This is a genomic window from Stenotrophomonas mexicanensis, assembly GCF_032911605.1.
Taxonomy (GTDB): Bacteria; Pseudomonadota; Gammaproteobacteria; order Xanthomonadales; family Xanthomonadaceae; genus Stenotrophomonas; species Stenotrophomonas maltophilia_A.
In genome coordinates this window covers 35,438-54,952 of sequence record NZ_JAWJTG010000004.1, presented here as the reverse complement: position 1 = coordinate 54,952, position 19,515 = coordinate 35,438, and the positions used below count along the sequence as shown (strand labels likewise).

The following is a 19,515-nucleotide window of genomic DNA, read 5'->3' as shown; positions in this document are numbered from 1 at the left end:
CCGGCAGGTCGCCGGCTTCGTAGAGTCGACCTTGGTCGACTGCCATTGAGCCCCGACCGACCCGCAGAAGCCCGCCGCAAGGCGGGCTTTTCGCATGCGGCGTTAGAATCGCCGGCACACCGTTCCTCCATCCATCGAGTCCGCCATGCCGCGTGCGTCGTCGTTCCGCCTGTTCCTGCCCTCGCTGTTGTTGACCTTGGTCGTTGCCGGCTGTGGCGACAAGGACGCGAAGGCACCGGTAACCGGCGTGACCCAGCCCAGCGCGCAGGCCGCGGCCGCCGCCGATCCGGCCGCCGCGCCGTTGCTGGCTGCGCTGCAGAAGCAGCTCGACGGTTATCGGCGGATCATCGTGCTGCTGGCCGACGAGGAACAGCAGTCGGCTGCCGACCGCGGCACCTCCACGCGTGTGGGCCAGCAGCTGTTCCACGATGGCCTGGAACAGCGCACGGCCATCGCCGCGCAGTTCGACACGCTGCTGCGCGGCTCCAGTCCGCAGCGCTTCGCCACCCTCGGCACGGTGCTGGATTACATCGAATCCGCACCGGAACTGTTCGACGCCGACCGCCTGGCCTTCCGCGAAGTGTTGCGTGATCTGCATGAGCGGGTCGGCACCGATTCCTCGCTGCCGGCGGTGAAGCTGCACCAGCGCATCGGCGAGGACCTGGAGGCACTCGACGAGATCGAGCGCAACTACAACCAGGAACTGACCCGCATCTTCAGCCGCTTCGAACGCACCCGTGCGATCGAGCTGAAGCGCGAGAAGTGGGACGATTACATCGCCCACCTGCACAAGGACTACAGCCGCGAAGCGATCCTGCGCGACTACGGGGTGATCGAGCCGTACCCGATGTCCATGAAGGACAGCGACCGCGAAATCTTCGGCCGCGACCTGCCGACCAAGACCGTGGTGCTGACCTTCGACGATGGCCCGCACAAGGCCTACACCGATGAAGTGGTGGCCATCCTCAAGCGCTACGACGTGCCGGGCGTGTTCTTCGAAGTGGGCCGAAACCTGGGCAAGGTCGAGGCCGATGGCAAGGTCAGCCTGGGCCCGATGGCGAAGATCAGCCGTAACCTGATGGAGGAGGGCTATGCGGTCGGCAACCACAGCCTGACCCACGCCCAGCTGTCGCGCACCACCGGCGACGCGCTGCGCCAGCAGGTGCTGGATACCGACACGCTGCTGAAGGACGTCGACAGCAAGCGCGCGCCGCTGTTCCGCTTCCCGTATGGCGCGCGCAATGCTGAAGGCCTGCAGCTGCTCAACGAAGCCGGCCTGAAGTCGATCATGTGGAACATCGACTCGATGGACTGGGCCGACCCGGTACCGGAGTCGATCGTGCAGCGCGTGCTCGACCAGGTGAACAAGGAACAGCGCGGCATCATCCTGTTCCACGACATCCACGATCGTGCGGTGAAGGCGCTGCCGCAGATCCTCGACCGGCTGATCGCCGATGGCTACCAGTTCGCCGGCTGGAATGGCCGCGACTTCACCGTCGCCCGTGCGCGAAAGGGCGACGCCGGTGCCGCCACCGTCACCACCGGCTACGAGAAGTCGTGGGCGATCGTGGTCGGCATCGACAACTACGCCAAGTGGCCGAAGCTGGAATACGCCAGCCATGATGCTCAGGCAGTGGCCGATACCTTGACCGGGCAGTTCGGCTTCCCGTCCTCGCAGGTGATCGTGCTGAAGAACGAGCAGGCCACCCGCAACAACATCCTGGCCGCTTTCCACGACCGCCTGGCCGACGACCGCACCGGTAGGAACGATCGCGTGTTCGTGTTCTTCGCCGGTCATGGCGCGACCCGCCAGCTCGCCTCCGGGCGCGACCTCGGCTACATCATTCCGGTCGATTCGGATCCGAAGGAATTTGCCACCGACGCGATCGCGATGACCGACATCCAGAACATCGCCGAGAGCATGCAGGCCAAGCATGTGATGTTCGTGATGGATGCCTGCTACAGCGGCCTGGGCCTGACCCGTGGCGGCCCCTCGTCGTCGTCGTTCCTGCGCGAGAACGCCCGCCGCAGCGCGCGGCAGATGCTGACCGCCGGTGGTGCCGACCAGCAGGTGGCCGATGCCGGCCCCAACGGCCATTCGGTGTTTACCTGGGTGCTGCTGCAGGCGTTGGCCGGCAAGGGCGACCTCAACGGCGATGGCCTGATCACCGGTACCGAACTGGCCGCCTACGTGGCGCCGGCGGTCTCGGCGGTCTCGCACCAGACCCCGGCCTTCGGCAGTCTGCCCGGCTCGCAGGGCGGCGAGTTCGTGTTCCAGGTGCCGGACAGCCAGGAATTCCTCAACGCCGATACGCGCCAGCTGACCGCCGATGCGATCGCGCTGAACAACAAGGTCGATGCCGCCAGCGAGGCCAAGGGCAGCCAGGCACCGGTAACCGTGGCCGACCTGCAGGGTGGCAAGGCCAAGCTGGTGGTGCCCACCGCCGGCCCTGCGTCCGACCGCCAGCGCGCGCAGCAGGCCAATGACCGTGGCCTGCAGCTGTACCGCGAGAAGCAGTACGACGAAGCGGTAGCCCAGTTCACCGAGGCGCTGAAGCTGCGCCCGGACTTCGCCCAGGCCGCCAACAACCTCGGCTTCGTCTACTACCGCCAGCAGCGCTATGCCGAAGCGGCGCGCTGGCTGGAGAACACACTGAAGATCGACCCCTCGCGCGCCGTGGCCTATCTCAACCTGGGCGACGCTTACTTCAACGCGGGCGACAAGGCCAAGGCCAAACAGGCCTACACCACCTACCTGGCGCTGCAGACGCAGGGCAGCGGCGCGGCCCAGGCGCGTGCGCAGCTGGAGAAACTCTGAGCCATGAACGACGCGATCCGCACCGACACCATCGTGGCCATCGCCAGTGCGCCCGGCGCGGGTGGTGTTGGCCTGCTGCGCCTGTCCGGCCCGCGTGCCGCAGCGATTGCCAATGCGCTGGGTGCACCTGCACTGCGTCCGCGCCACGCGCACTACGCGCGCCTGCGTGATGCCGACGGCGAGGTCATCGACGATGGCATCGTGCTGTGGTTCCCGGCACCGAACAGCTTCACCGGCGAAGAGGTGGTGGAACTGCAGGGCCATGGCAGCCCGGTGCTGCTGCAGCAACTGGTCGCGCGCTGCATCGCGCTCGGTGCGCGCCAGGCGCGCCCGGGTGAGTTCAGCGAACGGGCGTTCCTCAACGGCAAGCTCGACCTGGCCCAGGCCGAGGCCATCGCCGACCTGATCGCCGCGGGCGACAATCGTGCCGCGCGCGCTGCACGCCGTTCGCTGGATGGTGTGTTCTCGCGCCGCATCGACGCCGTGGTCGAACAGCTGGTGCTGCTGCGCATCCATGTGGAAGCGGCCATCGACTTCGCCGACGAACCGCTGGATACCCTCGGTGGCGCGCAGGTGCGGCGTGGGCTGGAACAGGCGCGCAGCGACCTGGCCCTGCTGCGGCGGGATGCCGAGCGCGGCCGTCGCCTGCGCGATGGCCTGCATGCGGTGCTGATCGGGCCGCCGAATGCCGGCAAGAGTTCATTGCTCAATGCGCTGGCCGGCAGCGAACGCGCCATCGTCACCGACATCGCCGGCACCACCCGCGACACCCTGCGCGAGACCATCCGCCTGGACGGCCTGGAGCTGACCCTGGTCGACACCGCGGGCCTGCGCGACGGTGGCGACGCCATCGAACGCGAAGGCATGCGCCGCGCGCATGTGGAAATCGAGCGTACGGACCTGGCGCTGATCGTGCTGGATGCGCGCGATCCAGCGGCCGGCGAAGCGGCGCTGGGCGATGCCGTGGCGGCGGTGCCGCACAAGGTCTACATCCACAACAAGTCGGATCTGCTGACGGCGCTGCCGACGCTGGACGATCCGGATCGGGTGTTCGTTTCGGCGGCCACCGGCGCCGGACTCGAAGATCTGCACGCGCGCCTGCGCTCGATTGCGTCGGCCGGGGCAGGCGAGCAGGTGGATGGCGAGTTCTCCGCGCGCACCCGCCACGTCGATGCGATCGAGCGCGCGCAGGAACATGCGCAGCGCGCCGATGGTGAGCTGGCGCATGAGCACCTGGAACTGGCTGCCGAGGAACTGCGGCTGGCGCATGACGCGCTGGGCGAGATCACCGGGCAGATGAGTGCCGATGACCTGCTGGGAAGGATCTTCTCCAGCTTCTGCATCGGCAAGTAAGGTCGGGGCCAGATCCCCGAAGGGATCTCTGACCCCGTCATCGATCAATCGCTCGGCTCATGCTCTGGCAGGCGCCAACCTTCGCTCTGGTAGGTGCCAACCTTGGTTGGCACAGGGCGTCCGGGGTCATGGACGCCGGCTGGCAGAGCGCCGACCAAGGTCGGCGACTACCGGATCCATGGGTTCCCCCACCTGTCACATTGCCGCCGCATACTGACGCCCATCACATACCGCTTGGGGAAGTCGCAGTGAAGTCGTGGGGTTGTGCGTTGCTGTTGTCGCTGGCCGTGGCACCATCGGTGGCCATGAGTGCTGAATCCTCCACCCCGGCCGCGCACAAGGTGTCGGTCTATGGCCACCGCGGGGCAAGCGCACTGCTGCCCGAGCACACCCTGGCGGCCTATGCGCAGGCCATCGCCGATGGCGCCGACTACATCGAACCGGACCTGGTGATGACCAAGGACGGGGTGATGGTGGCCCGCCACGAGAACGAGATCAGTGGCACCACCGATGTCGCCTCGCATCCGGAATTCGCCAGCCGCCGCACCAGCAAGGTCATCGACGGGCAGAAGGTCGATGGCTGGTTCACCGAAGACTTCACCCTGGCCGAGCTGAAGACGCTGTACGCGCGTGAGCGCCTGCCGGAACTGCGCAGCACCGCCTACGATGGCCAGTTCCGCATCGCCAGCCTCGACGAGATCCTTGCGTTCCTGGTGCAGCAGGCCGGCCGCGCCAACCGCGGCATCGGCCTGGTGCCGGAGATCAAGCATCCGACCTACTTCCAGTCGATCGGCCTGCCGATGGAAGACAAGCTGCTGGCCGCGCTGCGCGGCAATGCCTATACCAACGTGGGCCCGGTCACCATCCAGTCGTTCGAGACCGCCAACCTGCGCTACCTGCGCGGCAAGATTGGGCGGGGCAGCAACATCCGCCTGCTGCAGCTGCTGTGGAAAGGCGATACGCAGCCGGCCGACATCGCCAAGGCCGGTGGCAAGCTGACCTACGCGCAGATGATGACGCCGGCCGGACTGAAGGACATTGCCAGCTACGCCGACAGCATCGGCCCGGAGCTGCGCTCGATCATTCCGCTGGACGCCAAGGGTGCACTGGGGACACCGACCACGCTGGTACAGGACGCACATGCAGTGGGCCTGATGGTGATTCCGTATACCTTCCGCCCGGAGAATCATTTCCAGGCCAGCAACCTGCGCAAGGGCGCCGACAACGCGCGCAACGCGGAAGGCTCGATCACCGAGATGCGTGCCTATCTGGCCACCGGCATCGATGCCTTCTTCACCGATGACCCGGCGCTGGGCCGGCAGGCGGTGGATGGGATGGGCGCGGCGGGGAACGCGGCGGACTGACCCGTCAATGACGCCGGGCATGGCCCGGCGCTACCGGATGTGACGGAATGCTCTGGTAGTTGCCAACCTTGGTTGGCATGCAGCAGGAGCGCCGACCAAGGTCGGCCACTATCGGTTCATGAGGTTGCCGGCCAGCGGCCGGCACTACCATCGCTCAGCCGCGCGGCTCGTCCGGCCGGCGGAACGGGATCACCACGTAGTCCTGGCCCTCGCGCGGCTGCCACAGCACCGGCACGCGCTGCGGTGACGGCGGCTCCAGCTCGTCGTCGGCCAGCGGTTCGACGTCTTCTTCTTCGTCTTCCCAGCTGTAGCGCGGGCGCGGCGGCAGCGGGTCGGCGTTGCGGAACAGCAGCGCAGCGATGATGCCGGCGAAGGCGCCGCCCATGTGCGACTGCCAGGACACACCATCGGCGTGCGGCAGGATGGTCATCAGCATGCCGCCGTAGAACAGCATACCGATCAGGCCGGTGGCGATGGCCGCGCGGTCGCGGCGCAGCAGGCCCAGGCTGGCCAGCAGGAACATCAGGCCGTGGGTCACGCCGCTGGCGCCCAGGTGCACGCTGCCCGGATTGCCCAGCATCCACGCACCGATGCCCGAGCCCAGCCACAGCAGGGGCAGGGCGCGCACGGTGGCTTTCGGGTAGACGCTGCCGGCCAGCGTGCCGAGGATCAGGATCGCGATGCTGTTGGCGGCGATGTGCTCGACCGAGGCATGCAGCATCGGGCCGCCGATCAGGCCAAGCAGGCCCTTGGCTTCCAGCGGTGCGACCGCCCACGGTCGCCAGTCGAACGTGCCCTGCAGGGCGAACACGGCCACCAGCACCAGCACGGCGGCCAGGCTGACATTGAACGCCCGCAGGATGCGCGAGCGGTCATTGCGGGGGGCCGGCACGTCGCCAGCGGGCAGGGGCGCGTTGTTGTTCATACCTCAGCAATGGCGGTGGTTGGCGCGAAACCAAGGCCACCGCTGCGGGAGAGTGGAAACGGCCGGCGGGACAATCCCACCGGCCGCGCCATCCAGCGGGTCAGGCTCAGGCCTGGCCTTCGCCTTCCTTCGGCGGGTACTTCAGGCTCAACACCACGGTAGCGGCGATGATCACCGCCACCACGCCCAGCGAGATCGGGGTCGGGATCTTGAACAGGTCGATGATCATCATCTTGATGCCGATGAAGCCCAGCACCAGCGCCAGGCCGTACGGCAGCAGGTGGAAGCGGTCGGCCATGCCGGCCAGCAGGAAGAACATCGCACGCAGGCCCAGCACAGCGAACACGTTGGAGGTGAGCACGATGAACGGGTCGGTGGTGATCGCGAAGATCGCCGGGATGCTGTCCACGGCGAAGATCACGTCGGTGACCGCGATCAGGATCAGCACCGCGAACAGCGGGGTGAACCAGCGCACGCCGTCGCGCTTCACGCTCATCGCGTTGCCGGCGTAATCCGGCAGCAGGCGCAGGTGCTTGCGCATCCAGCGCAGGGCCGGGTTGGCTTCCAGATCGGGCTCCTGCCCGGCGGCGAACCACATCTTCCAGCCGGTGAACAGCAGGAAGGCGCCGAACACGTAGAGCAGCCAATGGAACTGGGTGATCAGCACGCTGCCGGCGAAGATCATGATCGTACGCAGCACGATCGCGCCCAGGATGCCGATGATCAGCACCTTCTGGCGCTGCTCCTCCGGCACCGCGAAGTAGCTCATGATCATCAGGAAGACAAAGATGTTGTCGACCGCCAGCGCCTTCTCGACCAGGTAGCCGGTCAGGAATTCGAGGCCGACCTTGTTGGCCACGACCTGGCCCGCGGTCTCATTCAGGTAGTACCAGAGGCCCGCATTGAACAGCAGGGCCAGCGCGACCCAGCCGATGGACCACCACAGGGCCTCCTTGAAGGTGACCTTGTGCGGCCCACCATGGCGCATCAACACGAGGTCGACCAGCAGGGCGATGACCACCACCGCTGCGAAGCCGCCCCACAACCACACGTTACCGATCGTCTGCATTGGGAATGTCCGTTGGAAAGATGAATGCCAGGCCGGACGGCGAGGATCTGCAACGGAGGATCGGGAGGGGGATCCAGGGACAGAGCTTCGCCAGTACGGCGAAGGTCTCGCTCGCAGTTCCAGTCGGCTGGAACTGCCGTTGCACCGGAGCCTGCGGGCTCGAAATGACGGCGACAACGTCTGGGAGCTACTCCCCTTCTGGCGCCGATTCTGCGGCCTGGCCGGGCTGCCGTCAAATGCCGGGTGGCCGGGGCCCCCGCTCTGGTAGGTGCCAACCTTGGTTGGCACGCCTTGCCCGGGCCGTTCAGCAACGCCCGTCGCGCCAGCTCGACTCTACGAAAGCGCCCCCCGGCTACAATAGGTGGATGAATACCCCCCTTCCGATTGTCCGCCTCAAGAACGCGTGGCGTTCCAGCCACCCGTGGATCTTCCAGAAACTGGTCGAGAAGCCGACCGTCCGGCCCAAGCCCGGTTCCATCGTCGACGTGGTCGGCATCGACGGCGAGTTCATTGGTCGCGGGTTCTACAACGGGCACTCGCGCATTGCCGTGCGCATCCTCGAAACCGATCAGAACGTGCCGGTGGATGCCGGCTGGTTCTCGCGCAAGATCGCCCAGGCCGTGTCGCTGCGCCGTGAGGTGCTGAAGCTCGATGCGGTGTCCGACGCCTGGCGCGTGGTGCACAGCGAAGGCGACGGCCTGTCCGGTCTGGTGGTGGACCGGTACAACGATCTGGTGGTGGTCGAGTTCTTCGCCGCCGGCATGTTCCGCCACCGCGAATGGATCTACGAAGCGCTGCGCGAGCAGTTCCCGGGTTGCCGCTTCCACAGCTTCGCCGACGAGCACGTGCAGAAGCAGGAGAGCTTCGACTTCCACGGCAACACCACCACCGAAGCCTCGGTGATCACCGAGTACGGCATCAAGTTCCGCGCCGATCCGGCCGGTGCCCACAAGACCGGTTTCTTCGCCGACCAGCGTGAGAACCGCGAGTGGCTGAGCCAGCAGGTGGAAGGCAAGAGCGTGCTGGACCTGTGCTGCAACACCGGCGGTTTTGCGGTGTATGCGGCGGCGCGTGGTGCTTCGGAAGTGGTCGGCATCGACATCGATGAAGACGTCATCCAGATCGCCAAGGGCAATTCGCGCCTGAACAACGTGCGCCCGAAGTTCGTCCAGTCCGACATTTTTCCGTGGCTGCGCGATGCCGCCAACCGCGGCGAGCAGTACGACGTGGTGATCCTGGACCCGGCGAAGATGACCCGCGACCGCGACCAGGTCATCACCGCACTGAAGAAGTACCTGGACATGAACAAGCTGGCGCTGGGCGTGGTGAAGCCCGGTGGCCTGTTCGCCACGTTCTCCTGCACCGGCCTGGTGGCCGAGGACCAGTTCCTCGACATGCTGCGTCGTGCGGCGTACTTCTCCGGCCGTACCATCCAGATCCTGAAGGTGGCCGGCGCCGGCCCGGACCATCCGTTCATGGCCCACGTGCAGGAATCGCGTTACCTGAAGGCCGTGTTCTGCCGCGTGGTGGACTGATTTCCAGATGTAGAGTCGAGCGATGCTCGACTCGCGGTGCCTGATCAGTCGAGCACAGTTCGACTCTACAAATCCGCGGTCCGCAGCGCTATGGTCGGGCTCTTCCCATTGCCGGTGAGAGCCCATGCCATCGTTGCGCCACCTGTCCGTCGTGCTTGCCCTGGCGCTGTGCGCGCCGCTGTCGGCTCATGCCATCGAGTTCAGCGCACAGGAGCTGGCGCGCGCCAAGGCCCTGCAGCAGCGCCTGGTCACCCTCGACAGCCACCTGGATACGCCGGCCAATTTCGGCCGAACCGGCTTCGACATCGAGCAGCGTCACGACCGCAACGCGCTTTCGCAGGTCGACTACCCGCGCATGGTCGAAGGTGCGCTGGACGGCGGTTTCTGGGCGATCTACACCGATCAGGGCGACCGCAGCCCCGCCGCGCACCTCGCCGAGCGTGACCATGGCCTGCAGCGGCTGCTGGAGATCCGCGAAATGCTGGCGGCCAACCCCGAGCGCTTCGCGCTGGCATTGACCGCCGATGACGCGGCGCGGATCAAGGCCGCCGGCAAGCGCGTGGTCTACATCAGCATGGAAAACGCCAGCCCACTGGTGGAAGACCCGAGCCTGCTGTCGTTCTACCACCGCGCCGGCCTGCGCCTGCTCAGCACCGTGCACTTCGCCAACAACGAGTTCGCCGATTCGGCCACCGATCCCAAGGGTGCGGAGTGGCAAGGCCTGAGCCCGGCGGGCAAGGATCTGGTGCGGCAGGCAGTGAAGCTGGGCATCGTGATCGACCAGTCGCATGCGTCCGACGCGGTGTTCGACGACCTGCTGGCGATGATGCCGGTGCCGTTCGTGCTCTCGCACAGCTCGGCCAAGGCGGTCTACGACCATCCGCGCAATCTGGATGACGCGCGCCTGCGCAAGCTGGCCAAGGCCGGCGGTGTGATCCAGGTGAACGCCTATGGTGGCTACCTGATCGACACCGCAAAGACGCCCGAGCGCAAGCAGGCCGAGGAAGCGCTGAGCAAGCAGCTGGGTGGCTGGGAAGGCATGGGCATCGAACAGGGCGTTGCCCTGCTGAAGGCCGAGCAGGCGCTGGACCACGAGCACCCGGTGCGCCATGCCAGCCTCGACGACTTCTTCGCCCACTTCGAGCACATCCTCAAGGTGGTCGGCCCCGAGCACGTGGGCATCGGCCTGGACTGGGATGGCGGCGGTGGCCTGAGTGACCTGCCCGATGTCAGCCAGCTGCCAAAGATCACCGCGTGGCTGCTGCGCAAGGGCTATACCGAGAAGCAGATTGCCGGCATCTGGGGCGGCAACCTGCTGCGGGTGATGCGCCAGGCGCAGGACTACGCTGCAAAGCAGGGCGGTTGACCGCCCTGGGGTAGTGCCGGCCGCTGGCCGGCACTGGCCGTATCAACAGGATGCGAGGTGCCGGCCAGCGGCCGGCACTACCGGTGATCCGGTTATTTCGCGATCAGCGCGTGGCGGCGGCTGTACAGGAAGTACAGCACCAGGCCGGCCAGGTTCCACAGCAGGAAGTACAGCTGGGTGCTGTGCGGCAGGCTGAGGAACAGGTAGATGCAGCCCAGCGCGGCCAGCGGACCGACCACGAAGGCCAGCGGGGTACGGAAGGTACGTTCGCGGTTCGGCTCGCGCAGGCGCAGCACCACCAGGCAGATGCCCACGGCGGTGAACGCGGCCAGGGTGCCGGCATTGGCCAGGGCGGCGATCTCATCCAGGCGGGCCACGCCGGCCAGCGCCGACACCACTACCGCGGTGAACAGCGTGGTCGCCACCGGCGTGCCGGTACGTGCGTTGACCTTGGACAGGCCACGCGGCAGCAGGCCATCGCGGCTCATCACGAAGAAGATGCGGCTCTGGCCGTACAGGAAGGCCAGCAGCACCGTCGGCAGCGCGATGATCGCGATCACGCCGATCACCATCGCCGCGGTCGGATGGCCCAGCTGGCGCATGATCAGGGCCAGCGGCTCGGCGCTGTGGCCGAACACCGCGTAGCTCATCGCACCGACCGCGGCCAGCGCCACCAGCACGTAGACGATGGTGCAGCCGATCATCGAACCGATGATGCCGATCGACAGGTCGCGGCCGGGGTTCTTGGTTTCCTCGGCGGCGGTGGAGATCGCATCGAAGCCGTAGAAGGCGAAGAAGATGATCGCTGCCGCCGCCATTACACCGTGTTCGACGCCATCAGGGCCCATCGACTTGGCGAAGCCATACGGCATGAACGGCTGCAGGTTGGCGCTGTCGAAGGCGGGCAGGGCCACGGCCACGAAGATGGCCAGCGCGATCAGCTTGAACACCACCAGGATGGCATTGAGGGTGGCGCTTTCCTTGGTGCCGGCCATCAGCATGCCGGCCACCAGCCAGGTGATGACGATCGCCGGCAGGTTGATCATGCCGCCTTCCACGTGCGGGCCGGCTGCGAGCCACGCTGGCAGGTGCACGTTCCAGCCGAACTGGGTGTGGACCCATTCGAGGAAGCCGACGAAGTAGCCGGACCAGCCCACCGCCACCGTACTCACCACCAGCGAGTACTCCAGGATCAGGCTCCAGCCCACCACCCAGGCAAACACTTCGCCCAGCGCGCTGTAGCTGTAGGTGTAGGCACTGCCGGCGGCCGGCATCATCGTCGACAGCTCGGCGTAGGACAGTGCCGCACAGGCACAGACCGCACCGGCGATGGCGAAGGAGATCAGCACGGCCGGGCCGGCCAGGTTGGCACCGACGCCGATCAGCGTGTAGATGCCGGTACCGACGATGGCACCGATGCCCAGCGCGATCAGGTGCGGCCAGCTGAGCGTCGGGATCAGGCGCCTGCCGGCTTCATGGACGGTGACGGAATCTAGGGACTTGCGCCGGAACAGGGACATGCAGGCCTCGGAAGGGGTGACTAAGAACGACAAGTTCCCGAGTGTGACCGAACGCAGCGCAGCATTACCACTGACGGGGGTCATGCGAGGGTCAGATGCGTCACCGGCGCGGCTGTACTCCGAGCATTCTGCCGGAATCGGCACAAATGCTGGCAGGATTCGAAATGATTCGATTCCTCAAGGCGAGCCGGGAGGCGCTTGAAGCGTGAGAGCAGGGGCCAGATCGATGCTGACCCGCTGCGAATCAACCACTGGCGCCGCACCTTGGGTTCTCAACTGGGCCACCAGTACTTCGAAGCCCTGGGCGCGGCCGAACGCGTGCTCGTCCAGGGTCAACGGCAGCAGCTGCAGGAAGTCGAATCGTCCCGATGGCAGTTGCTGGGGTCCCGGGAAATGCAACGACGGAACGAAGACGGCCGCCTGCAGCATGCTCCCTGCGTGATCCACCGGCCCCCCCAGCTTCAGCCGGTCCCATGGCGCCAACGGATTGCCGGGCATGCGTGAGTGGCACAGCAGCAGGTGGTACGCGGTGAACCAGCGCAAGGTGGTCAGTGCCCAGGTCGCTTCTTCCTGCGTCTCAAGCATCAGTTCGATGCCCAACCCCGAATCGCCATCTTCGTGCCGCCCTTCCCAGGGGTTGGACAGGCCGGAGCTGACATAGATCCAGTGCCTTCGATCACCGTGCGGAGGGCAGGCATTGACGCCGACATGCAGCCAGCGCGGGTCGATCTGGTCCTGCTTGAAGATGTTGCGCAGCAGATCCATGTCGATCGGATAGATCCCCGGCCCGGTATCGCCGAACAACCGCCGGTACAGCGTCTCCTCCCGATATTCCCAGCTGCGCTCCAGCAGGGTGTCGTCGTCCATGGTGCTCACTCGGCCACCTTGCCGGGCCAGCGGCAGCCGTCTTCCTGCCAGGCCTCGACGTCATCGTGGAAGGTGGTGCGACGTCCGTCGCGGCTACGCTCGTAGCTCAGGTCCAGCACCAGCGCGCCCTGCGTGCTCAGCAGGTAGCGGCCGTTGAGGCGCCCGTTGATGCGCTCTTCCCAGACGCTGTCGAACTGGTAGGGGCGGTCTTCGGCCAGCACCGTGGTCTCCATTGAAACCCGGCGCAGCAGCAGGCGTTCGCGCTGCCCGGCATAGCGAACGTCGGCCTGGCCGTCATCCAGCCAACGCCATTCCAGATGGATGCCGTCATTGCGGCCGCCGCTCAGGCAGCGATGATCCTGCGCGGTGGCCGCCGGGGCGCTCGTGTTGGCCAGAAGCAGCAGGGCGCCCATCGCCGTCGGCCAGGGTTTCATCCGTTCAGCCCCAACCGGATGCCGAACCCCACCAGGAACAGGCCTGCCACACGGCGCAGCGCATCGCTGATTCGCGGGTGCTGGATCAGGCGGCGGCGGGCCAGGTTGCCCACGCCGATCAACATCGAGCAGTAGGCGATGCTGACCACCAGGATGATGCCCGCCAGCGCAGCGAAGGTGGCGATGCCCTGGTGTGCCTTCGGATCGATGAACAACGGCAGGAAGGCCATGTAGAACAGGATCGCCTTCGGGTTGAGCAGGCTGACCAGGATCGCCTGCTGGAAGTAGCGCCCCGGCTGCATGCGGATCGGGCCGGCGTCGCCGCCCTCGTGCTTCGGCGTGCGCAGCAGGCTGATGCCGACCCACACCAGGTAGGCCGCACCCAGGTACTGCACCGCGTGGAACACCAGCGGGTTAGCCTTGAGCAGCGCCGCCACGCCCGCCAACGCCAGCCACATCAGGATCTGATCGCCGACCAGCAGGCCGGCCAGCGCGGTATAGCCACCACGCACGCCGCCACGGCCGGTGGCGGTCAGCAGCGTGAAGGTGCCGGGGCCGGGCAGGGCGAGAAACACCAGCACAGCGACCAGAAACGTCCACAGGTCCTGGATGCCCATCCACGGCATGGCGGCGTTCTCTTGTTACGGGGGGCCGCCATTGTCGGCCAGTGCCGCCGTTGGCGACAGGGGGCGGGTGAGGCCAGTGGGCATGCCAGACAGCAGCGGTTGCAGGTGCTGGCGCAGCTGCGCATGCAGTTGCCGTACCGCGGGCGAGAACTGCTTGCGGTGCGGACATACCAGCTGCAGCGGGATGCTGCTGCCAACACCATCGAGCAGCAGCTGCAGGCGCCCGGCCAGCACGTCCTCGCGCAGGTCCAGCCAGGACTTGTAAGTGATGCCTTCGCCGGCCACGGCCCAGCGTCGCACTACATCGGCGTCGTCGCAGACCAGCGGACCGCGCACCGGAATCACGCTGCGACGCCCGTCGACCTCGAATGACCAGCGATCGTAGGCGCGGCCGTTGAGTTGATAGACCAGGCAATCGTGCTCGCGCAGATCCTCCAGGCAGGTGGGCGTGCCGCGCCGCTGCAGGTAGCCGGGCGAGGCGGCCAGCACGCGTCGATTGCCTTCCAGCAGCGGCAGCGCGACGTAGCTGGCGTCGTCGAAGTGGCCGATGCGGATGGCCACGTCGACCGGGTCGCGGAATACATCGGCCACCTCGTCGGACAGGCGCAGGTGCAGGCGCAGCCGCGGGTGCGCGGCGCGGAAGGCGCTCAGCCAGGGCAGCAGCAGGTTGCGGCCGAGGTCCGAGGGCGCCGACAGCTGCAGGGTGCCGTGCAGCTCGGTGTCCTCGCCCTGCACGCGCGCCTGTCCCTCGCGCAGGGTGGCCAGTACCTCCTGCGCATACGGCAGGTACAGCGCACCCTCGCCGGTGAGGCGCAGGCTGCGGGTGGTGCGCACGAACAGGCGCAGGTCCAGCTCGCGTTCCAGCCGCGCCACCGCCGCGGCGACCTGCCCGGGCAGCAGGTCGGCCTCGCGCGCCGCCTGCGAGAAGCTGCCCAGTGCGGCAGTGCGGACGAACAGCTGCAGATCGTCGAAGCGGATCATCTTCATTGCCAGAGTGAAAGTGCTGCCCGATTCTGCGCCTTTCTGCGGGAGCGCGTGCGGCGCAACCTGTCGCCTCCTTCCCCACTGGACCGCTGCCATGCGCGCCATTGCCTACACCCAAGCCGGCCTGCCGATCGATGATGCCCAGGCCCTGATCGACATCGAACTGGAGCTGCCGCTGCCCGGCCCGCGTGACCTGCGCGTGGCGGTACGCGCGGTGGCGGTGAACCCGGTCGACACCAAGGTCCGTCGCGGCGTGGCCACCGATGGCCCGCGCGTGCTGGGCTGGGATGCGGTCGGCATCGTTGACGCGGTGGGCAGCGAGGTGACCCTGTTCCAGCCCGGCGATGCGGTCTACTACGCCGGCGTCATCGATCGCCCGGGCAGCAACGCCGAGTACCAGCTGGTGGACGAACGCAGCGTCGGCCGCAAGCCGGCCAGTCTGGATGACGCCGCCGCCGCCGCGCTGCCACTGACCGCGATCACCGCCTGGGAGCTGCTGTTCGACCGCCTGAGAATTCCCGAGGGCGGCGGCGAAGGCCAGACCCTGCTGGTGATCGGCGCTGCCGGCGGTGTCGGTTCGATCCTGGTGCAGCTGGCGCGGAAGCTGACGAAACTGACGGTGATCGGCACCGCCTCGCGTCCGGATACCCAGGACTGGGCGTACGCAATGGGCGCACACCATGTGATCGACCACAGCCTGCCGCTGGCCGAGGGCCTGGCGCGGCTCGGCATCAGCGAGGTGCAGCACGTGGCCAGCCTGACCCACTCCGACCAGCACTACGCGCAGATCGTGGAACTGCTGGCGCCGCAGGGCCAGCTGGGGCTGATCGATGATCCCGGCCAGGTCGACGTGATGGCGCTCAAGCGCAAGGCGTTGTCACTGCACTGGGAGTCGATGTTCACCCGGCCGCTGTACAAGACCGCCGACATGCAGCGCCAGCATGACCTGTTGAACCGGGTGGCCGAGCTGATCGACACAGGCGTGCTGCAGACCACCCTGGGCGAGCATTTCGGGCGCGTCGACGCGGCCAACCTGCGGCGTGCCCACGCGCTGCTGGAGAGCCACCGCGCCAAGGGCAAGATCGTGCTGGAAGGCTGGTAAGGCCCGGTCTTTCTGTAGAGCCGAGCCCACGCTCGGCTGTTGTTTGCGGATAACCTTCAGCCGAGCATGGGCTCGGCTCTACAGCGCTTCATCTGCGCATGGCGTGGATCTACCGTGTCGACCCAGGTCGACACCTACCAACAGCGGTGGGAGCCACTCCTCACGCCACACCGTTGTCGACGTACTCGGCGAAACCGGGCTGCTGCCGCAGGCGTTCGAACCAGGCATCTACGTGTGCCAGTACCGGCTTGCTGCCCGGCGTGCTGCGCCAGCGTTGGGTCGACAGCCCGAGCACGATGTCGGCCAGAGTGAAGGTATTGCCCGTCACGTAGCCGTTGGTAGTGGCCAGCTGTGCATCAAGGACGCCCATCAGCCGGTTCCACTGCGCCAGGCTGGCCTCGGCACGGGCGTCATCCGGATAGTCCGGATGCTGGCGCACGCGCGCCATGAACACATGGCGCCATGCGCTGTTGAGGTCGCTGGCCTGCCAGTCCATCCACTGCTCCACCCGGGCCCGGGCCTTTGCTGCATGTGGCAGCAGATCCTCGCGACCGGCGCGTGCGGCCAGGTAGCGGCAGATGCTGTTGGATTCCCACAGCACGAAGTCGCCATCACGCAGCACCGGCACCTGCCGGTTGGGGTTCAGCGTGGCCAGCAGGTCCGGCGAGGGGGCCGGTTCGTGGTGCAGGGGCAGATCCAGCCCCGCGCACAGCCACAGCACTTTACGCACATTGATGGAGGTGGGCTTTCCGTAGAGGACGACCATGGTCCTGACGCAGCAGTTGAGACTCGGCCAGCCTACACTTGCCCCATGCAAACCGAATATCTGCTCATTGGCGGCCTTCTATTGGCCGTGCTCATCCTGCAGCTGGTCGCCCTGCTGCGCCGCCCGCCGCATGACCGCCTGGAACAGGCGGTGCGCGAGGAGGCGCGGGCCGGGCGCAGCGAGCTGCGCGAACAGATCGATGGCTTCGCCCGCGCGCTGACCGATCTGTCCACCCGCACCGACCAGCGCCTCGACCTGCTGCGCGAAGCGCTGGGCGAAGATGCCCGCAAGGCGCGCGCCGAAGCGGCCGAGAGCCAGCAGCGCGGCGCGGCGTTGATGGGACAGCGGCTGCAGGAGCTGCGCGGCCAGCTGGAGACCTTCGGCCAGCAGCAGGAAGCCCGCATCCATGCGTTTGGCCAGCAGCTGCAGGAGCTCACCGGGCGTACCGATACTCAGCTCGGCGCGCTGCGGCAGACCCTGGTGGACGATGCACGCAAGGGCCGCGAGGAGGGCGCGCAGTCGCAGCAGCGCCTGACTGAAAGCCTTGGCCTGCGCCTGCAGGAACTGACCCAGCGCAACGAGCAGCGCATCGCCGAGATGCGCACGACGCTGGAAGAGCAGCTGCGCGCGCTGCAGAGCGACAATGCGCAGAAGCTGGAACAGATGCGCGTGACGGTGGATGAGAAGTTGCAGTCCACCCTGGAAACACGCCTTGGCCAGTCCTTCAAACTGGTCTCGGAGCGCCTGGAGCAGGTGCAGCGCGGCCTCGGCGAGATGCAGCAGCTGGCCACCGGCGTGGGTGACCTCAAGCGCGTGCTGACCAACGTCAAGACGCGCGGCAGCTGGGGTGAAGTACAGCTGGAGAACATCCTCGAGCAGACCCTGATCCAGGAGCAGTACGCGCGCGGGGTGAAGGTACGCCCGGATAGTGGCGAAATGGTCGACATCGCCGTGCGCCTGCCGGGTCGCAGCAGCGATGACACGCCGGTGTGGCTGCCGATCGACTCCAAGTTCCCACGCGAAGACTACGAGCGCCTGCTGGACGCACAGGAGCAGGGTGATGCCGAACTGGTACGCGTGCAGGGTGCGCAGCTGGAGCGTGCGGTGAAGGTGCAGGCCAAGTCGATCTGCGAGAAGTACATCGTGCCGCCGCACACCACCGACTTCGCGGTGATGTTCCTGCCTACCGAAGGCCTGTATGCCGAGGTGATCCGGCGCCCCGGCCTGGTCGATCTGCTGCAGCGCGACCACCGCGTGGTGGTCGCCGGGCCGACCACGATCACCGCACTGCTAAACAGCCTGCAGATGGGCTTCCGCACGCTGGCCATCGAGAAGCGGTCCAGCGAGGTGTGGAGCCTGCTGGGTGCGGTGAAGACCGAGTTCGGCAAGTTCGGTGATGTACTGGACAACGTGAAGGCCAAGCTGGACCAGGCCAGCAAGCAGATCGACCAGACCGGGGTGCGCACCCGCGCGATCGCCCGCAAGCTGAGGGATGTCGAGTCGCTGCCGGTTGAGCAGAGCCGCCAGTTGCTGCCGGACGCGCTGCCAGCAGAGGAAGGCAGTGACGGCGACGAGGCCTGAGCCACGCTGACACGCCGCCTGCATCGCCGATGCGTATGCTGGCGGCCTGTCCGCCTCGATCAGGTATCGTCATGCGCCTGCGCCGCTTCACCAGCCTTGCCCTGACCGCGCTGCTTGCCGCCTGCAGCAGCGCACCACCGGCTGCCGATACGACCGCGGCACCTGCCGCAGCCATCAGCCCTGAAGCGGCCGAGGCGTATCGCGAAGCGCGCGACGTCGACTGCCAGGCCGCCGGTGGCAGCCTGCAGCGGCTGGGCCGGCTGCAGCGCGAGCAGTGCGTGATTCCCTATGCCGATGCCGGCAAGGCCTGCAGCCGCAAAAGCGACTGCACGGGCCAGTGCCTGGCCGGTCCCGAGGTGGCCGCTGGCAGCGCCGCTACCGGTACCTGCCAGCGCGATGTGCGCCAGAACTTCGGCTGCCGCCAGCGCATTGATGACGGCAAGGCGCAGGGCACGATCTGCGTGGACTGATCGTAGTGCCGGCCGCTGGCCGGCAACCGCATGAACCCTTGCGAACGGTCGCACGATTGCCGGCCAGCGGCCGGCACTACCGCCATCGCGCGGCGCTATGCTGGTGGGCCATTCCCCGCTGTTGCCGGAGCCCCCGCGTGAGCACCCCGATCCAGGACATTTCCCTCACCACCATCGACGGCCAGCCGTCCTCGCTTGCCGACTACCAGGGCAAGGTACTGCTGCTGGTCAACGTCGCCTCCAAGTGCGGCCTGACCCCGCAGTACGAAGGCCTGCAGGCGCTGTATGCGGAAAAGCACGCGCAGGGTCTGGAAGTACTGGGCTTCCCCGCCAACAACTTCCTCGGCCAGGAGCCGGGCAGCGAGGCGGAGATCCAGCAGTTCTGCCAGCTCACCTACGACGTCAGCTTCCCGATGTTCTCCAAGATCAGCGTGGCCGGTGACGATACCCATCCGCTGTACCAGCAGCTGACCGCCGCCCAGCCGCAGTCGATCGGCGAAGGCCCGCTGCGTGAGCGCCTGGCCAGCAAGGAGATCCCGATCCACGCAGCACCGGCGGTGCTGTGGAACTTCGAGAAGTTCCTGGTTGGCCGCGACGGCAAGGTCATCGCGCGTTTCGCCCCGGACGTGGCTGCCGATGACGCGCGCCTGCGCGAGGCCATCGAGGCAGCGCTGGCAGCCTGAGGAAAGCGTGCCAACCAAGGTTGGCACCTACCGGAAAAGAAAAACCCCGCCG

The 19,515-nt window shown here is 67.0% G+C and carries 17 protein-coding genes; 9 read left to right on the top strand and 8 right to left on the bottom strand.

The features are described 5' to 3' along the window. Nucleotides 1–145 precede the first annotated feature (145 nt). The 3 genes from R1L06_RS03510 to R1L06_RS03500 all read left to right on the top strand — a co-directional run bounded on the left by R1L06_RS03510 (nt 146) and on the right by R1L06_RS03500 (nt 5,535). The gene (locus R1L06_RS03510; protein WP_317216926.1) at nt 146–2,818 is read left to right on the top strand and encodes a polysaccharide deacetylase family protein; all 2,673 of its coding nucleotides are present in this window, start codon (nt 146–148) and stop codon (nt 2,816–2,818) included. A gap of 3 nt (nt 2,819–2,821) precedes the next feature. Next, nucleotides 2,822–4,171 (top strand): tRNA uridine-5-carboxymethylaminomethyl(34) synthesis GTPase MnmE, encoded by a 1,350-nt coding sequence (gene mnmE / locus R1L06_RS03505; protein WP_049399027.1) that lies wholly within the window; start codon nt 2,822–2,824, stop codon nt 4,169–4,171. A 248-nt stretch (nt 4,172–4,419) separates the two neighbouring features. Further along, nucleotides 4,420–5,535: a glycerophosphodiester phosphodiesterase gene (locus R1L06_RS03500; RefSeq protein WP_317216925.1), complete on the top strand. Its 1,116-nt coding sequence runs from the start codon at nt 4,420–4,422 to the stop codon at nt 5,533–5,535. A 154-nt stretch (nt 5,536–5,689) separates the two neighbouring features. Here the strand turns inward: R1L06_RS03500 and R1L06_RS03495 are convergent, their stop codons facing one another. Both R1L06_RS03495 and R1L06_RS03490 read right to left on the bottom strand, forming a co-directional pair. Further along, on the bottom strand, nt 5,690–6,460 hold the full coding sequence (locus R1L06_RS03495) for a rhomboid family intramembrane serine protease (protein WP_049400340.1): 771 nt from the start codon (nt 6,458–6,460) through the stop codon (nt 5,690–5,692). Between the two features lie 106 nt (nt 6,461–6,566). After that, nucleotides 6,567–7,529 carry a TerC family protein gene (locus R1L06_RS03490; RefSeq protein WP_032128501.1) on the bottom strand — a complete coding sequence of 321 codons (963 nt, stop codon included), beginning with the start codon at nt 7,527–7,529 and terminating at the stop codon, nt 6,567–6,569. 365 nt (nt 7,530–7,894) lie between these two features. Here R1L06_RS03490 and R1L06_RS03485 point away from each other — a divergent pair, with 365 nt between their 5' ends. Then, nucleotides 7,895–9,064, top strand: coding sequence for a class I SAM-dependent rRNA methyltransferase (locus tag R1L06_RS03485; RefSeq protein WP_135275636.1), 1,170 nt, complete (start codon nt 7,895–7,897; stop codon nt 9,062–9,064). Nucleotides 9,065–9,188: 124 nt separating this feature from the next. Then, nucleotides 9,189–10,430, top strand: coding sequence for a dipeptidase (locus R1L06_RS03480; RefSeq protein ID WP_317216924.1), 1,242 nt, complete (start codon nt 9,189–9,191; stop codon nt 10,428–10,430). A 92-nt stretch (nt 10,431–10,522) separates the two neighbouring features. Here R1L06_RS03480 and R1L06_RS03475 read toward each other — a convergent pair whose 3' ends face one another. The 5 genes from R1L06_RS03475 to R1L06_RS03455 form a co-directional block, all read right to left on the bottom strand. Beyond that, entirely contained in the window at nt 10,523–11,950 is a 1,428-nt protein-coding gene (locus R1L06_RS03475; protein ID WP_032128498.1) for an amino acid permease, read from the bottom strand. Between the two features lie 177 nt (nt 11,951–12,127). Next, nucleotides 12,128–12,817 (bottom strand): suppressor of fused domain protein, encoded by a 690-nt coding sequence (locus tag R1L06_RS03470; protein WP_317216950.1) that lies wholly within the window; start codon nt 12,815–12,817, stop codon nt 12,128–12,130. Between the two features lie 5 nt (nt 12,818–12,822). Continuing rightward, nucleotides 12,823–13,251, bottom strand: a complete 429-nt coding sequence (locus R1L06_RS03465) for a hypothetical protein (protein ID WP_154353576.1) — start codon at nt 13,249–13,251, stop codon at nt 12,823–12,825. After that, nucleotides 13,248–13,877 carry a leucine efflux protein LeuE gene (gene leuE, locus R1L06_RS03460; RefSeq protein ID WP_005411716.1) on the bottom strand — a complete coding sequence of 210 codons (630 nt, stop codon included), beginning with the start codon at nt 13,875–13,877 and terminating at the stop codon, nt 13,248–13,250. Before leuE ends, R1L06_RS03465 begins: the two co-directional genes overlap by 4 nt. 15 nt (nt 13,878–13,892) lie before the next feature. Beyond that, the gene (locus R1L06_RS03455) at nt 13,893–14,864 is read right to left on the bottom strand and encodes a LysR family transcriptional regulator (protein WP_317216923.1); all 972 of its coding nucleotides are present in this window, start codon (nt 14,862–14,864) and stop codon (nt 13,893–13,895) included. Nucleotides 14,865–14,955: 91 nt separating this feature from the next. Between R1L06_RS03455 and R1L06_RS03450 the strand changes: the two genes are divergently transcribed. After that, nucleotides 14,956–15,963 (top strand): zinc-binding alcohol dehydrogenase family protein, encoded by a 1,008-nt coding sequence (locus R1L06_RS03450; RefSeq protein ID WP_317216922.1) that lies wholly within the window; start codon nt 14,956–14,958, stop codon nt 15,961–15,963. A 160-nt stretch (nt 15,964–16,123) separates the two neighbouring features. On the opposite strand, the gene R1L06_RS03445 is transcribed toward R1L06_RS03450, so the two are convergent. Continuing rightward, nucleotides 16,124–16,729: a glutathione S-transferase family protein gene (locus tag R1L06_RS03445; RefSeq protein WP_317216921.1), complete on the bottom strand. Its 606-nt coding sequence runs from the start codon at nt 16,727–16,729 to the stop codon at nt 16,124–16,126. 45 nt (nt 16,730–16,774) lie between these two features. Here R1L06_RS03445 and R1L06_RS03440 point away from each other — a divergent pair, with 45 nt between their 5' ends. The 3 genes from R1L06_RS03440 (at nt 16,775) to R1L06_RS03430 (ending at nt 19,463) form a co-directional block, all read left to right on the top strand. Next, the gene (locus R1L06_RS03440) at nt 16,775–18,310 is read left to right on the top strand and encodes a DNA recombination protein RmuC (RefSeq protein WP_317216920.1); all 1,536 of its coding nucleotides are present in this window, start codon (nt 16,775–16,777) and stop codon (nt 18,308–18,310) included. A gap of 71 nt (nt 18,311–18,381) precedes the next feature. Next, nucleotides 18,382–18,780 (top strand): hypothetical protein, encoded by a 399-nt coding sequence (locus R1L06_RS03435; RefSeq protein WP_317216919.1) that lies wholly within the window; start codon nt 18,382–18,384, stop codon nt 18,778–18,780. A 137-nt stretch (nt 18,781–18,917) separates the two neighbouring features. After that, complete coding sequence (locus R1L06_RS03430; protein ID WP_010487473.1) at nt 18,918–19,463, top strand: glutathione peroxidase; 546 nt, start codon at nt 18,918–18,920, stop codon at nt 19,461–19,463. The last annotated feature ends 52 nt before the right edge of the window (nt 19,464–19,515 follow it).

Bases quoted from the DNA above. Each gene is read 5' to 3' on its own strand.
- R1L06_RS03510 (WP_317216926.1), top strand. From the start codon at position 146: ATGCCGCGTGCGTCGTCGTTCCGCCTGTTCCTGCCCTCGCTGTTGTTG.
- mnmE (WP_049399027.1), top strand. From the start codon at position 2,822: ATGAACGACGCGATCCGCACCGACACCATCGTGGCCATCGCCAGTGCG.
- R1L06_RS03495 (WP_049400340.1), bottom strand. From the start codon at position 6,460: ATGAACAACAACGCGCCCCTGCCCGCTGGCGACGTGCCGGCCCCCCGC.
- R1L06_RS03490 (WP_032128501.1), bottom strand. From the start codon at position 7,529: ATGCAGACGATCGGTAACGTGTGGTTGTGGGGCGGCTTCGCAGCGGTG.
- R1L06_RS03485 (WP_135275636.1), top strand. From the start codon at position 7,895: ATGAATACCCCCCTTCCGATTGTCCGCCTCAAGAACGCGTGGCGTTCC.
- R1L06_RS03480 (WP_317216924.1), top strand. From the start codon at position 9,189: ATGCCATCGTTGCGCCACCTGTCCGTCGTGCTTGCCCTGGCGCTGTGC.
- R1L06_RS03475 (WP_032128498.1), bottom strand. From the start codon at position 11,950: ATGTCCCTGTTCCGGCGCAAGTCCCTAGATTCCGTCACCGTCCATGAA.
- R1L06_RS03470 (WP_317216950.1), bottom strand. From the start codon at position 12,817: ATGGACGACGACACCCTGCTGGAGCGCAGCTGGGAATATCGGGAGGAG.
- R1L06_RS03465 (WP_154353576.1), bottom strand. From the start codon at position 13,251: ATGAAACCCTGGCCGACGGCGATGGGCGCCCTGCTGCTTCTGGCCAAC.
- leuE (WP_005411716.1), bottom strand. From the start codon at position 13,877: ATGCCGTGGATGGGCATCCAGGACCTGTGGACGTTTCTGGTCGCTGTG.
- R1L06_RS03455 (WP_317216923.1), bottom strand. From the start codon at position 14,864: ATGAAGATGATCCGCTTCGACGATCTGCAGCTGTTCGTCCGCACTGCC.
- R1L06_RS03450 (WP_317216922.1), top strand. From the start codon at position 14,956: ATGCGCGCCATTGCCTACACCCAAGCCGGCCTGCCGATCGATGATGCC.
- R1L06_RS03445 (WP_317216921.1), bottom strand. From the start codon at position 16,729: ATGGTCGTCCTCTACGGAAAGCCCACCTCCATCAATGTGCGTAAAGTG.
- R1L06_RS03440 (WP_317216920.1), top strand. From the start codon at position 16,775: ATGCAAACCGAATATCTGCTCATTGGCGGCCTTCTATTGGCCGTGCTC.
- R1L06_RS03435 (WP_317216919.1), top strand. From the start codon at position 18,382: ATGCGCCTGCGCCGCTTCACCAGCCTTGCCCTGACCGCGCTGCTTGCC.